Source organism: Tumebacillus permanentifrigoris (assembly GCF_003148565.1).
Classification (GTDB): domain Bacteria; phylum Bacillota; class Bacilli; order Tumebacillales; family Tumebacillaceae; genus Tumebacillus; species Tumebacillus permanentifrigoris.
The window spans coordinates 310,042-323,161 of sequence record NZ_QGGL01000001.1 but is presented as its reverse complement, the minus strand read 5'-3'; the positions used below and the strand labels follow the sequence as shown (position 1 = coordinate 323,161).

Below are 13,120 nucleotides of genomic sequence, written 5' to 3'. Positions count from 1 at the left end.
ACAGATAAGATTCCCGATTGCAGGCAAAAGAAACGGTATCGCAACGTTCGCTCTAGAGGTATACTAGTGCCGATAGCAATCAAGAGGAGGAATTTGACATGAGTGTACATATTGGAGCGACACAAGGACAGATTGCAGAAACCATCCTGCTGCCGGGCGACCCGTTGCGGGCACAATACATAGCGGAAACCTTCTTGGAAGGCGCAGAGAAGTACAACGACGTGCGCGGCATGTACGGTTTCACCGGCACTTATAAAGGAAAGCGCGTGTCTGTACAAGGCACCGGCATGGGCATTCCGTCGATGTCGATCTATGCGCATGAGCTGATGTCCCAATACGGCGTGAAAAATCTCATCCGCGTGGGCACCTGTGGGGCGTATCAAAAGGACGTAAAAGTTCGTGACATCATCCTCGCCCAAGCCGCGACGACCGATTCCGCGATCAACCGTCACCGCTTTGGCAACAACATTGATTTTGCGCCTGTCGCCAACTTCCAGCTGTTGAAAAACGCCTACGACGTCGCGACGGAGCGCAACATGCCGGTTCACGTCGGCAACGTGTTCACCAGCGATACGTTCTACAACGACCGTGGCGCGGAATTGGTGCCGTTGCTCGCTTCCTATCAAGTGCTGGCAGTCGAGATGGAAGCTGCAGCTCTCTATTCGTTGGCTGCCAAGTTCGGCGTGAACGCACTGGCGATCATGACGGTCAGCGACCACCTCGTGACTGGCGAAGAGACCACATCCGAAGAGCGTCAGACGACCTTCAATCAGATGATCGAAGTCGCGCTGGATGCGGCTTTGATGAAATAGTCACATGGCTTCCGAGCTCGCGGTAAAAAAACTGCGCATGCGGGAAGACGGGAAATCGTTGTTGCTGCATCTGCCAGAGGGGTACGTCGACTTGCTCGGCGACCTCGCTGGTTTCGATGTGCGATCCGCAGTGGACGAGCCGGGGACGTTTGACTTCGTGCAGGTCTTTGTGCAAAGTGTGGCGGAGTTGGAGCAGCATGCTCCGCAAGCGATTGGCGCGGTCAAGCCCGATGGTCTGCTCTGGATCTGCTACCCGAAGAAAAGCGGCAAGATCAAGACGGACATCACCCGCGATCAGGGTTGGCAGGTGGTGGAGGCACTCGGGTATGACGGGGTGTCGATCGTTTCGCTAGACGAGACATGGTCGGCGTTGCGCTTCCGTCCGATGGCGCAGATCAAGACGCGCACCGACGGCGAAGGGGCTCCGCAAACCCGCAAGGAACGTGCGGCGGCCCGTGAAAAAGCACCCGCCGATCCGAATCGCACGGTCGAGGTGCCAGCGGATCTGCAAATGGCGCTCGAAGGTCATGAAGCGGCCCAGGCGCTTTTTGACACCCTCTCGTACTCGCAGCGCAAGGAGTACGTCGAATGGATCACATCGGCCAAGCGTGAGGAGACGCGCACACGTCGCGTCGGGCAAGCGATTGAGAAGCTCGAGGAAGGCAAAAAGCGTCCGTCAGGGATGTGACATTTTTACAACTGTGTGATAAAATAAAAAAAGACCGCAGATGTTGTCGCATCTACGGTCGGCACAACCCAGGATGCCCGCAAGGGCGTCGGCTCCAAGAAGAAACTAAAAATGATAGACCTCCTGGCGCCTCTGACAGCACATAGGGAGGTCTATTTTTTTCGAATAACCGTCAGTCGAATTTCTACGTTGACAAACAGTACGCGAAATAGACTCACGAGTTCGAATTTTTTCTGATTTGCTAGATTAATATGTAAAAAGAATTCGTAGTGAAACTTAACAGACTCCCCGCGTTGTGATTACACAGTTGAGCATGGTATACTTTACCTGTCTTATCAAAACGTAAAAGGGGGTTTTATTCGTGATTACAGAACTGACACACGCGAAGATCTTGGTCAAGGACTACGAAGAAGCGATCCAATGGTATCAGGACAAGCTCGGATTTGAACTGAGGGATAACTTCGAGTTCGCTGAAGGCCAGCGTTGGGTAACGATGGGTCTCCCAGGCCAAAAACTCGAATTCAATCTCTTCCCCACCTCGCAAGGCACGCATGACGCTCGTCTGCAAACCACTGGCGAAATCATCGGTTGGGTTTTCCACTCCACCGATGCACGCAAGGACATCGAAGACCTGCGCGCCAAGGGCGTTGAGATCACCCTCGAACCGGAAGATCAGATGTGGGGCACGCAAGCGGGTTTCAAAGACCTCTACGGCAATGATTTCATGCTCGTTCAACCGCCGCAACAATAAGTTCGTACATTTCGTACATATAGAAAAGACCGTCAGGCGTGGGCCTGTACGGTCTTTTTTTGCTACTCAGCGATTCCGACGCGGCACTTGGAGAAGTCGTCGCGAGTGAGTTGTCGGTAGGTAAATTCGGCCGTATCGCCCGTCGTAATCCGCGAACCGCCTTCTGGCAGTACTTCGCGTTCGACGCGGTACTGTCCGGTGGCGGGGCCTTCGGGGAGGTAGGTGGGGCAGACGAGCGTCCAATCGAGGCTGGATGCAGCCAGCAGATGGTAGGTGCGTTCATGATCTTCAGCGGCGGCGGTCGAGGTGCGGCGCGTTTCGCTGGAACGGTAGCGGAGGAGATGCGGTTCGAGGCGGCTCTGCAAGATCCCTGCGGTGCCGACCGTCACGATCCGTCGCACCCCGAGTTCTTGCATCGCGTCCACGATCACGGTCATGCTCGCGGAGAGGGCGGTTCCACCGTCTGTGTTCAGCGAACAGAGCACGGCGTCCACACCGAGCAAGGCGCGCCCGACGTCCTCGCGAGAACGGGCATCGCCTTGGCGGATCGTGAGCGAGGCGTTGCTTCGAGCATCGCGTTCCAGTTCGCGGCATACCGACTCCATTTTTTCCAACGAACGCACGAGCGCGACTACATCATGCCCATCCGCCAGCGCCAATCGGAGCAGTTCCCGTCCTACGCGCCCGGTAGCGCCCAACAGCAGCAGTTTCATACAGGCACGCTCCTTTCGGTTTCTCGTACCTTATGATTGCGTAAATGAGCAATTCCGGCAACTCAAACGCCTAAACTTTTCGTAGCGGGTGACGACCGACACGAGACTCGTTATAATTGAGGGGGTCATAGATTTGAACTTGGAGGCTCACAGATGGATCATTATGTGGTTTCAGTGATTGAGGGCATCATCGAAGGATTGACTGAGTTTTTACCAGTCTCTTCAACGGGTCATATGATTTTGGCAGGCGATCTGATGAATTTCACAGGGGAGAAAGCGGAGACCTTCGAAGTTGTGATCCAGCTCGGGGCGATTCTCGCGATCGTGATCCTCTATTGGAGTCGGTTGATCGGCCTGTTCAATCTAGACGAGTTGAAAAAGCTCAAGAATGCGCGCAGTCAGCAGACGCGCAAACTGAATCTCGTACACATCTTCCTCGGCATCGTCCCGGCGATGGGGATCGGATTTGTCATCCATGACTTCATCAAGGAATACCTGTTCTCAGCGGGCACCGTCGTGGCGGCGCTAGTGGCAGGCGGGTTGCTGATGATCTATGCGGAAAAGCGCCAACCGCGCGTCACGGCCGACACGGTCGATGACCTGTCCTACGGACAAGCGCTGAAAATCGGTCTGTTCCAGATGCTCTCGCTGTGGCCGGGCTTCTCGCGCTCGGGTTCCACGATCGCCGGCGGGTTGCTGACCGGGGCCTCGCACAAAGCGGCGGCCGACTTCTCGTTCCTGATGGCGGTGCCGATCATGGTGATGGCGAGCGCCTACTCGCTGTACAAATCGTACAAGGTGTTGTCGATGGACGACATCGGGTACTTCGCTGTCGGATTCTTCGTCGCGTTCGTCGTGGCGTGGGTCGCGGTGGTCTCGTTCTTGAAGTTGCTGAACAAAGTCAAACTCTCGCCATTTGCGTACTACCGATTTGTACTGGCGGCGGTGTTCTGGTTTTTCATCTTGAGATAGCAGGGTCTGTCCCTCCACAACTGACTGTGGAGGGATTTTTTTTATGGAAAAAAGCCGGTTGTCATAACTTCACTCTAGCATCCTTCTTAAAAAAGTCATAGAATAAAACCAACAAAGCGAGGTGTTTCTGTTGCTTTCCCATGCAACGCAGTTACTCAAGAAATACTACGGCTACGATTCGTTTCGCAAAGGCCAAGAATCGATCATCCAAAGCATCCTCTCCGGCCACGACACCCTCGGCATCATGCCGACCGGCGGCGGGAAGTCGATCTGTTACCAGATCCCCGCGATGTGTCTCCCTGGCATCACACTGGTCATCTCCCCGCTGATCTCCCTCATGAAGGACCAAGTCGATGCGCTGCACAGCATCGGAATCCCCGCAGCCTTCATCAATTCCTCTCTCTCCCAAGCAGAAGCAGATGACACCCTGCGCGCCGCACACCAAGGAGCCTACAAACTGCTCTACATCGCGCCGGAGCGCCTCGACACCGAACGCTTCCGCTCTGCTGTGCAGACGTTGCCCGTCTCGATGCTCGCGATCGACGAGGCGCACTGCATCTCGCAATGGGGTCACGACTTCCGCCCGAGCTATCTCGCCGTCCCGCAGATTCTCAACCTGCTCCCGGAACGCCCGCTCGTCACCGCGTTCACGGCGACGGCAACACCAGAGGTCACCCGTGACATCACCCGACTGCTGCAGATCGCGCCGGAAAGCACCTACGTCACCGGGTTTAACCGCGAGAACTTGCGCTTTGCGATTCTGCGCGGGGAGAACAAGCGCGACTTCACGCTGGATTACCTGCGCCGCAACCGCGACCAGTCGGGCGTGATCTACGCCGCCACGCGCAAGGAAGTCGACCAACTCCACGATCTGCTGTGCGGCCAAGGCTTCACGGTCGGCAAGTACCACGCCGGACTGACCGATGAGGAAAAAACGCGCTGGCAAGAGCAATTCCTCTACGACGATGTGCGGATCATGGTCGCGACCAACGCATTTGGCATGGGGATCGACAAGTCGAACGTCCGTTACGTTCTGCACGTCAACATGCCGAAAAACATGGAGTCCTACTACCAAGAGGCCGGACGCGCCGGGCGTGACGGCGAGCCTTCGGAGTGCATCCTGCTCTATCATGCGCAGGACGTCCAATTGCAGAAATTCCTGATCGAGCAGGGCAACACCGCCCCGGAGCGCAAGGCAGGCGAGTACAAAAAGCTCCAAGGCATGGTCGACTTCTGCCACACCGCCCAATGCCTGCGCAATGCCATCCTCGAGTACTTCGAGGACCAGATTCCCGAGCCGTGCGGCATCTGTTCAAACTGCAAGGACGAGCGCGAACTGCGCGACATGACGCGCGAGGCGCAGATGATTTTCTCCTGCATCCGCCGCATGCGCGAACGCTTCGGGGCCTCGCTGGTCGCCCAAGTTTTGAAGGGCTCTGCGAACAAAAAAGTCAAACAGTTCGGCTTCGACGAACTCCCGACCTACGGCTTGATGAAGCAGTACAAGGAGAAGGAGATCGCTGACATCATCCACGTCCTGACCGCCGAGGGCTATCTGGCGTTGAGCGACGGACAATTCCCCGTGGTGCGACTGGAAGCGAAGGCACTCGCCGTCCTACAAGGACAGGAGCAAGTCTTCCAACGCGTCACCCCGCGCTCCGAGACCTCCTACGAGCGCGACGACAACCTGTTCGAGCGCCTGCGCAACCTGCGCAAGGAGATCTCGCAGCATGAGAAAGTGCCGCCGTACATCATCTTTGCCGACAGCACCCTGCGCGAGATGGCGGATACTTGTCCGACAGAGGAGGACCAACTGCTCCGCATCAAGGGGGTGGGGGAAGCGAAGTTCACGCGCTACGGCGAACTCTTCCTCGAACTCCTGCGCACCTATGCGCGGGAAAAGGGTCTCCAGCCGCGAGCGGTGTCGACCTCCACAACCGGAGCGGACGGGGGGCGATCGAGCGCATCGGTGGCTTCTGATGAGACCCCGAGTTACTTTCTCTCCTACGAACTCTTCCAAGCGGGGCGCACCTTCGAAGACATCTGCACGGAGCGCAGTCTCAAGGCGCAGACCGTCCAAGACCACATCATCCGCGCCGCCGTCGAAGGGCATCCGCTCGACTGGGCGCGCATCGTCGCCCCTGAGCACGAACCGCTGATCCACGCCGCGATCGAAGAACACGGTGCCGAGAAACTCCGCCCGCTGAAGGACGCCCTCCCCGAGGAAGTCGATTACTTCGCGATCAAGGCGGTCATTTGTAAACGCAGTATGTAAGAAGAAAGAGGAGGGTCGGCTGACCCTCCTCTTTCTTATGTTCTGCGTTCTTTTCTTGAAGCAATCGCCTTGCGCACAGCCCTGAGCTCTTTTTCAGAGGCGGGCGTTTGTAAGTCTTGTAGAATTTTTTTTGCCAGTGCACCTGTTGCAACATACTTAGGTTCTGAGGGTTTTTTCATATGTCCTCCTGATGACCGATCTGATCTAGCCTACGATCATTCTGGTCAGAAAGAACCTACTCTAGAACAAAGATTCAAACTCTTCTTCAGACAACTCTTGAACAGTCGGTAACTTAAAAGACATCGGCTGCGTAAACTCATCGATCACTTCGAACGGGATTTCCTTGAATCCGAAATCTTTATACCAACGGATCAACCACTCCAATTTGATGGCTCGTAAGAACAGATAGCGGCAACCGACCAATTGAGAGATCGTTACGCTCTGATACAAGATCTCTTGAAGAAGTTCTTCGCCAATCCCTTGTCGGTGGAGACGCTGATCCACGGCAAGCATCGGAATCTCAATCGCAGGTACTGTTTTTTCCTTGGAGCCGATTCCAGATTGTTCGGTATCGTCAATTTGCAGTTTGGTGCATTTCGCGGTGTAGTATGCGAGGATGTGCTTGCCGTTCGTGAAAACCCTCGTTTGGGAGAGTCCGTTCGACTGTTGAAGAATCGCGTCAATACGAATATGTTCATCAAAAACGGAGAAACCAGAAGAAAAGTCTTGGACATCGTGTTTACGACGGTCCAAGACTTCCCAATCAAAATCATTGAATGTACGCATCCGATCTGTCGCCTCAATCCTCACGACTCGCCGCAACTTCCGAAAAAGTAGCCCATGCAGTAGTGCGTGTGATCTGTTCATTTCTCTGAGCGCGCTTTTTCAAAATTTCGCGAATGACTTCCGCTTCACGGGTTGCCGGTTCGGCAAGGTCATCAATGAAAAACTTAGCAAGTTCACCTGTTACCTTCGAAGGAACGAAAACATCAGAAGGGTTGTACGAAAGAGGTTTCATCGACATCGTTCGATCATCTCCTTCATGTGACTAGAAACTAGCCCAAGTGGAGAATGGAATAGTTCCTAGAATAAGTATAGCATATTGATTTGTTAATGGACAGGAATAGGTCTCTATTTAAAAAGTGAATTAGAAAAAATCAGGTCCGCAGACCTGCTCACTTTCTTATCCAAAATACCGCTCCTGCATCGCCTGCACATGATCGCCCAAATTCTGCGGAACCTGCGGGAGACCGTACCCGACGTAGAGTGGGGAAGTCGGGAATCGCGGCACGATCTTGGCATACAGCGCCCCGTCCAACTCGTAGAAAAACAGGTTGTAGCTGGTACAGTTTTTGTTAAAATGGTTCATCATATAGTCCACCGTGAGCTGGATGTACACCGCCCATGCGTCGAGCTGCTCCCGGTCGCGCAGGATCACATTCCACTCAAAGAAACCAACCCGCGGCTTCGTGGAGATGTTCAGCTCTACGCCAGGCTTGGCGTCGATCACCGCGCCCTCAAACTGATCCAAGGTCACCGTCGCCCGGTAGTCCATATGCTTCAACCCGACGATCTGCATGTGCGGGTGGCGCAGCGAACCGCCGGAGAGCGGCCCGTGGTTTTTGTAAAAAATCACCGAGCGATACGCTCCGCTCGCCTCCATCGCCATCCACTGTTCCACACCGAAGCGAATCAGGGCGAGCAGATGATCTCGGTCATACTCCCACAGATCGGATTCGCATTGATCGGTCTCGATCAGCACCGTCTGAAAGGTATCTTGCAACACAGGGAATTTATTTTTCAACAGCACGATCGTGCCTTGCTCTGCCAGAATGTCTTCCAAACTGTCACGGACGCAGAACGGGCAAGCTGTGGCGCGGTTGCGAATGCTTTCCGGCTTTTGTCGACTGAGATGCGCGTCGAATTGCAGATGCGTTTGGTGGATCATACACGTCACCTTTCCGTCAGCAGAATTGATAGACTTTATCCCTACTATCATAGCATAATCAGAAGTGAACAGAGCACGGATCACATCGACAAAGGAGAACCGACCCCTCATGAGTTCCTTGCATTACTACGGTAACGAAACGATCATGTCGCTCGACCAAGTGATTCACTTGCGCCCGAACGAAGTCCGCGTCTTGGACTGGGTGCGCACCTATGAGTTTCTGGAAAACAGCGCCGGCGAGGACGACCCCGTGCAGTGCTTTCTGGAGATCAAGATCGAGGACGCTGGCGTTCGCATCCGCCGCAACCGCATCACGGAGTTCCCGGCGTTTACCACCGAGCAGGAGGAGGTCCATCCAGATGTGGAGACCGCTCTGCCGGTGTTTCTCAGGTGGGCGCACGAGCTGCTCTAACAAAAGCGGTTATAAAAAAAGCAGACCTCCGCGTAGGAGGTCTGCTTTTGATTAGGCTTGCTCAAGGGCTTGATACCCGTCGACCACCAAGTCAAGCTTGCCCGTTTCCGGGTCGATGACGAGGCCGTGGACTGGGATGTTTTTGGGAATCAGCGGGTGATTGCGAACGATATCGACGGAGCCGCGCACCGATTCTTCGACGTTGTCAAAGCCGTGCAGCCAGCGTTCGAGGTCGACGCCAGAGTATTCCAACGTGGAGAGCACTTCCCTTTGGACGCCGTTTGCTTTCATTTTCTCAATGGTGTTGACCGGGTTGATACTGCCCATGCCGCACCCGTGGTGTCCGATGATGCAGACCTCGTTGGCGTTCAGTTCATAGATCGCCACGATGATCGAGCGCATGATCCCACCAAATGGATGGGTGAGCATGCCACCGGCATTTTTGATGATCTTGGCATCGCCGTTGCGGAGGTTCAGCGCACGTTGCAACATGTCGCTGAGCCGTGTGTCCATGCAGGAGAGGATCACGAGCCGCTTGTCTGGGAATTTTGTGGTCTTGTACTTTTCGTACTCCTTGTGTTCCACGAAATCTTTGTTGAACTCGAGAATCTCATTCATAATACGCATCCTGTAGCTCCACTCCCTCACTCTAAGGTATTCTGTTGGTCTTTGGGTGTTGTCGTGGTCGTATCGACCTTATTGTACCATAAGCAAGTCGAAAGTTTGGATGGCGACGTGCCTTTTTTACGAATTTTCCCTACCGCCCCCTCGGGGAATTCCCTTGCTCTTATCAGGGGATTCCCTTACAATCTAGCATAGAGAGCTATTGAAGAGAGGGGGCGCACAGGAATGGCACATGTTCCGATGAACCCGAACCACAAGTTTGACAACAACCAACCGGTGAGCAATTCGCTGATGGATGTTGTGATCTACCCGGTTCTGATTGTCCTGCTTGCACTTGGCACGCTGGCTGTCGTGAAAAACCTGATCTAATCCATACGATCGACCAAAGTCCCTGTGCAGCTCCACCGTGCAGGGACTTTTTTGTACAACGAAGACCTCAGGTGAAAATCGCCTACGCCCTCCTCCGCTTCCTGCGGGGGAGGGCTTTTTTTTCCTAGCAGGAAAAGATATAATGATCGCGAAACAATATACAAACTACATTTAATTTATCCCGTTGTAATTTTTATAAAGTAGAAGAGGTGAAAACATGAGACCGATTATCGGGTTGACGAGCACACTCGTCAAACTCAGCGAATTGAGCGAGGGTGTTTATGTCCATCAGGACTACTACCGTGGCATCGAGAAGTGCGGAGGGTTGCCGTTGGTTTTGCCGCTGACGGAGCCAGAATTGTTTCAACGCTATCTGGATTTCTGCGATGGGGTGATTTTTACCGGGGGCGAGGACGTCGACCCGCAACACTACGGAGCCGAACCGCATCCCCAACTGGGGCCGATCCTGCCGCATCGCGATCGCGTTGAAGTGGAGGCGGCACGCTATGTGCATCAGTTGGACAAGCCGTTGCTGGCGATCTGTCGCGGTGCGCAAGTGCTGAACGTCGCCCTCGGCGGCACGCTCTACCAAGACCTGCCGAGCGAACTTCCACATGCGTTGCAACATCTACAAAAAGCCGCACGCGGCGTGGACTCGCACTTCATCCACGTCGAACCGAACTCGCGCCTGCACCGCGTCTTTGGCCACGACAAAGTCCGCGTCAACTCGTTCCACCACCAAGCGGTCCGCGACCTAGCCCCAGGGCTTGTCGTCTCGGCCAAGGCTTCCGACGGTGTGATCGAGGCGATCGAGGACCCGAATTCCACGTACACGCTCGGTGTGCAATGGCACCCGGAATCGATGTGGGACAGCGATGACAACATGCTCAAGCTGTTCCAAGACTTCGTGGACCAATGCCGTCGCTAACCTTGCCAGATCGAAAAAGGGGGAACCACCACTCATGACTTCCAAACAAACCGTCAAACTCGCACTCACCAGCCTGCTCGCAGCAAGCGTCGTACTCGCCGGATGCTCGACCAAAACGACCGAGTCGAGCACCAGCAGCACGACCAGCACGACCACAGAGAAAAAAAGCATGGACCTCACCGTCGCACAAGCGGCGAACCCGACGACGATGGACCCGCAGGATGCGCAGGACACGCTGTCCTTCTCGATCATGAAAACCATGTACGAAGGCTTGCTCGGTTTTGACAAAGACATGAAAGTCATCCCGGTGCTGGCCGAATCGCTGCCGACGCTCTCCAGCGATGCCAAGGAAGTGACGTTCAAACTCAAGCAAGGCATCAAGTTCCAAGACGGCACCGATTTTAACGCCGAAGCTGTCAAAGCCAATCTCGACCGCGTCACCGACCCGAACAACAAACTCAAGCGTGCCTCGCTGTTCGCCGTCGTCGATCACACGGTCGTCGTCGATCCGAACACCGTCAAGATCGTGCTGAACAAACCGTTTGCCGCGATCGTGGAAACTTTCGCCCATCCGGCGGCGATGATGATCTCGCCAAAAGCGATCAAAGACTTTGGCAAGGACGTTCAGCGCAATCCAGTCGGCACCGGCCCGTTCCAATTCGTGGAATGGAAGGACGCTGACCACCTGATCGTCAAAAAATTCGCGGACTACCATGACAAAAACAACGTCGCCAAGCTGGAGACGATCAATTTCAAACCGGTCACCGAAGCCTCCTCGCGCGTCTCGATGCTCAAAGCGGGCGATGCACAATACGTCTACCCGTACCCGTCTGACCAAGCGGATGCTGTCAAGGATGACAAAAACATCGTCCTCGACAAATCTTCGTCGATCGTCGAGCGCTACATCGCGTTCAACACGACCAAAAAGCCATTTGACGACAAGCGCGTTCGCCAAGCGCTGAACTACGCGGTCAACAAGGAAGCGCTGATCAAAGTCGTCGCCAAAGGATACGCCCAAGAAGCGAAGTCCGCGATCGCGCCGAACGTCTGGGGCTACCAAGAACAAGCGACCTACAAATACGACCCGGAAAAAGCGAAAAAGCTCCTCGCCGATGCGGGCCTCACCAACGGATTCGAAACCACGATCTGGACGGCCAACCAGTCCGAATCGGTCAAAGTCGCGGAGTTCATCCAGCAGCAATGGAAGCTGATCGGTGTCACCGCCAACGTGCAACAGATGGAGTCGGGCACGCTCACGAACCAGATGTACGTCAAACCGGAAGAGTCGAAGATGATGGCCTACTCCGGTGGCTGGTCGCCGTCGACAGGTGAGGCTGACTGGGGCCTGCGTCCGCTGCTGACCAAGGACCTGTTCCCGCCGGCGGGCTTTAACGTCGGGTACTATGTCAACGACACCGTCGAGCAAGCGATCGCCAAAGGCTTGTCCGCCTCTGACAAAAACGTCCGTCTGCAAGCCTACGCAGACGCACAGAAGCAGATCATGGAGGATGCACCGTGGCTGTTCCTCTACGTTTCGGACAACCTCGCTGGCAAACGCAAAAACGTCGAAGGAGCGTTCGTCCTCCCCGACGGTGCGCTCGATCTGACGCACGCAGAGATCAAGTAAGCACAGTTGAGTTTGAAAAAAGAGGTCCAAGGTGCATGGCACTTGGACCTTTTTTCTCACAAAAGGAGGGGTGGATGTGCTCGTCTACATAGGCAGGCGGTTGGTGGGAATGGTGCCGATCTTGCTGGTGGTGGCGGTCGTGATCTTCATGTTCTTGCACTTGATTCCGGGTGATCCCGCGCGCTTGATCGCCGGAACGGAAGCATCCTTGCAGGATGTGGAGAACGTCCGGCAATCGCTGGGGCTCGACCTCCCGATCTGGAAGCAGTTCTGGCTGTTTTTCTCGCGAGCGATTCAGGGCGATTTTGGCATGTCGTATCGCACGCACCAGCCGGTGTTCGCGATGATCTCGGAACGGTTCTGGCCGACGCTGGAATTGGCGTTTTGGTCGATGATCTGGGCGATCGTCGCCGGTCTGGCGCTCGGTGTCGTCGCCGCGACACGGCGTGGCAAGTGGGCGGACAACCTCGCGATGTTCGGCTCGGTGACCGGGATCTCGATGCCGTCGTTTTGGCTCGGGTTGCTGTTGATTGAACTGTTCGCCGTGCAGCTCGGTTGGTTGCCGTCTGGCGGAAGCGGCGGATTCAAGTATGTGATCCTGCCCGCGATCACGCTGGGTTCTGGCGTGGCGGCGGTGATTGCACGGTTCACGCGAAACTCGCTGCTGGAGACGTTGCGCGAGGACTACGTGCGCACGGCGCGGGCGAAGGGAGCACGGGAGCGAGTCGTGGTCTGGTCGCATGCCTTGCGCAACGCGCTGATCCCGGTGGTCACGATGACCGGCCTGCAGTTCGGGTTCCTGCTCGGCGGGTCTGTTGTGGTCGAAGCGGTCTTTACATGGCCGGGCATGGGTCGCTTGCTGATCGATGCGGTCAACTTCCGAGATTATCCGGTGATTCAGGCGGAGATGTTGCTGTTCGCCCTCGAATTTATGGTGATCAACATGGTGGTCGATGTGTTGTACGCGGTGCTCAACCCGCAGATTAGACTGGATCGATGAG

Annotated in this window: 16 protein-coding genes; 10 read left to right on the top strand and 6 right to left on the bottom strand. The window is 55.3% G+C overall.

Going from position 1 to position 13,120, the window contains the following annotated elements:
- Positions 1 to 98: 98 nt before the first annotated feature.
- The 3 genes from deoD (at position 99) to C7459_RS01430 (ending at position 2,251) form a co-directional block, all read left to right on the top strand.
- Positions 99 to 812 carry a purine-nucleoside phosphorylase gene (deoD, locus tag C7459_RS01440; protein WP_109685523.1) on the top strand — a complete coding sequence of 238 codons (714 nt, stop codon included), beginning with the start codon at positions 99 to 101 and terminating at the stop codon, positions 810 to 812.
- 4 nt (positions 813 to 816) lie between these two features.
- The gene (locus C7459_RS01435) at positions 817 to 1,500 is read left to right on the top strand and encodes a YdeI/OmpD-associated family protein (RefSeq protein WP_109685521.1); all 684 of its coding nucleotides are present in this window, start codon (positions 817 to 819) and stop codon (positions 1,498 to 1,500) included.
- Between the two features lie 361 nt (positions 1,501 to 1,861).
- Positions 1,862 to 2,251 carry a VOC family protein gene (locus C7459_RS01430; protein WP_109685519.1) on the top strand — a complete coding sequence of 130 codons (390 nt, stop codon included), beginning with the start codon at positions 1,862 to 1,864 and terminating at the stop codon, positions 2,249 to 2,251.
- A 62-nt stretch (positions 2,252 to 2,313) separates the two neighbouring features.
- Here the strand turns inward: C7459_RS01430 and C7459_RS01425 are convergent, their stop codons facing one another.
- Positions 2,314 to 2,964: an NAD(P)-dependent oxidoreductase gene (locus C7459_RS01425; RefSeq protein ID WP_109685517.1), complete on the bottom strand. Its 651-nt coding sequence runs from the start codon at positions 2,962 to 2,964 to the stop codon at positions 2,314 to 2,316.
- Between the two features lie 153 nt (positions 2,965 to 3,117).
- On the opposite strand from C7459_RS01425, the gene C7459_RS01420 reads away from it, so the two are divergent.
- Together C7459_RS01420 and recQ are read left to right on the top strand one after the other, a co-directional pair.
- On the top strand, positions 3,118 to 3,936 hold the full coding sequence (locus C7459_RS01420) for an undecaprenyl-diphosphate phosphatase (RefSeq protein ID WP_109685515.1): 819 nt from the start codon (positions 3,118 to 3,120) through the stop codon (positions 3,934 to 3,936).
- A 130-nt stretch (positions 3,937 to 4,066) separates the two neighbouring features.
- On the top strand, positions 4,067 to 6,211 hold the full coding sequence (gene recQ, locus C7459_RS01415) for a DNA helicase RecQ (RefSeq protein WP_109685513.1): 2,145 nt from the start codon (positions 4,067 to 4,069) through the stop codon (positions 6,209 to 6,211).
- A 35-nt stretch (positions 6,212 to 6,246) separates the two neighbouring features.
- Here the strand turns inward: recQ and C7459_RS23070 are convergent, their stop codons facing one another.
- From C7459_RS23070 to C7459_RS01400, 4 genes are all read right to left on the bottom strand, one after another.
- Positions 6,247 to 6,390 (bottom strand): hypothetical protein, encoded by a 144-nt coding sequence (locus C7459_RS23070; protein WP_170119199.1) that lies wholly within the window; start codon positions 6,388 to 6,390, stop codon positions 6,247 to 6,249.
- A gap of 61 nt (positions 6,391 to 6,451) precedes the next feature.
- A complete protein-coding gene (locus C7459_RS01410; RefSeq protein ID WP_109685510.1) occupies positions 6,452 to 6,997 on the bottom strand; it encodes an N-acetyltransferase in 546 nt (181 codons plus the stop codon).
- A gap of 13 nt (positions 6,998 to 7,010) precedes the next feature.
- Positions 7,011 to 7,235, bottom strand: coding sequence for a hypothetical protein (locus C7459_RS01405; RefSeq protein WP_109685508.1), 225 nt, complete (start codon positions 7,233 to 7,235; stop codon positions 7,011 to 7,013).
- A gap of 159 nt (positions 7,236 to 7,394) precedes the next feature.
- A complete protein-coding gene (locus C7459_RS01400; protein WP_109685904.1) occupies positions 7,395 to 8,156 on the bottom strand; it encodes a DUF4931 domain-containing protein in 762 nt (253 codons plus the stop codon).
- Positions 8,157 to 8,277: 121 nt separating this feature from the next.
- Between C7459_RS01400 and C7459_RS01395 the strand changes: the two genes are divergently transcribed.
- Positions 8,278 to 8,571 (top strand): hypothetical protein, encoded by a 294-nt coding sequence (locus C7459_RS01395; RefSeq protein WP_109685902.1) that lies wholly within the window; start codon positions 8,278 to 8,280, stop codon positions 8,569 to 8,571.
- Between the two features lie 51 nt (positions 8,572 to 8,622).
- Here the strand turns inward: C7459_RS01395 and C7459_RS01390 are convergent, their stop codons facing one another.
- Positions 8,623 to 9,198: a beta-class carbonic anhydrase gene (locus C7459_RS01390; protein ID WP_109685506.1), complete on the bottom strand. Its 576-nt coding sequence runs from the start codon at positions 9,196 to 9,198 to the stop codon at positions 8,623 to 8,625.
- Positions 9,199 to 9,420: 222 nt separating this feature from the next.
- On the opposite strand from C7459_RS01390, the gene C7459_RS23065 reads away from it, so the two are divergent.
- The 4 genes from C7459_RS23065 (at position 9,421) to nikB (ending at position 13,119) form a co-directional block, all read left to right on the top strand.
- Positions 9,421 to 9,564 carry a hypothetical protein gene (locus C7459_RS23065; RefSeq protein WP_170119198.1) on the top strand — a complete coding sequence of 48 codons (144 nt, stop codon included), beginning with the start codon at positions 9,421 to 9,423 and terminating at the stop codon, positions 9,562 to 9,564.
- A 217-nt stretch (positions 9,565 to 9,781) separates the two neighbouring features.
- Complete coding sequence (locus tag C7459_RS01385; protein ID WP_109685503.1) at positions 9,782 to 10,492, top strand: gamma-glutamyl-gamma-aminobutyrate hydrolase family protein; 711 nt, start codon at positions 9,782 to 9,784, stop codon at positions 10,490 to 10,492.
- A 34-nt stretch (positions 10,493 to 10,526) separates the two neighbouring features.
- Complete coding sequence (locus tag C7459_RS01380; RefSeq protein WP_109685501.1) at positions 10,527 to 12,119, top strand: glutathione ABC transporter substrate-binding protein; 1,593 nt, start codon at positions 10,527 to 10,529, stop codon at positions 12,117 to 12,119.
- A gap of 76 nt (positions 12,120 to 12,195) precedes the next feature.
- Positions 12,196 to 13,119: a nickel ABC transporter permease gene (gene nikB / locus C7459_RS01375; RefSeq protein WP_109685499.1), complete on the top strand. Its 924-nt coding sequence runs from the start codon at positions 12,196 to 12,198 to the stop codon at positions 13,117 to 13,119.
- Position 13,120: the final 1 nt, after the last annotated feature.